Origin of the sequence: Streptomyces ossamyceticus, from assembly GCF_001418475.1 — a bacterium.
GTDB lineage: Bacteria > Actinomycetota > Actinomycetes > Streptomycetales > Streptomycetaceae > Streptomyces > Streptomyces ossamyceticus.
Genome location: NZ_LIQX01000965.1, coordinates 1,559 through 1,921, shown reverse-complemented (window position 1 = coordinate 1,921; position 363 = coordinate 1,559). Strand labels below are relative to the sequence as shown.

The 363-nt window shown below is 72.7% G+C and carries 1 pseudogene; it reads left to right on the top strand.

The window, feature by feature from the left end:
* A pseudogene (locus AOK15_RS41045) lies at nt 1-363 on the top strand (hypothetical protein); the annotation flags it as partial.

Here is a 363-nt window from a genome sequence, read left to right as displayed (position 1 = left end):
GAAGTGGTGACGGAGGCGGTGGCGGGGGTACGTCCGGGGCGTCCGGCGGGACCTCGGCCGATGCCGCGCCCGGCTATGTGCGCTCCGAGGACCCCGTGGGCTTCACCGTCGACGTCCCCTCCGGCTGGACCCGCACGGCGAAGCAGCCCGACGGCAAGCCGGCGGTCGTGACGTACGAGTCCCCGGACGGCACCCGGGTCCTCCAGCTGTTCGAGGTCATGGAGGAGAGCCCCGCCGCCTCCATGGACGACGCCGAGAACGCGAACTACGGCTTCGCCCGCCTCCCCGGCTACCGCGTCCTCGACCGCTCCGAGGAGGACGTCTACTCCGAGGTCGTCTACCGCTTCGACGGCGAGAGCGGCG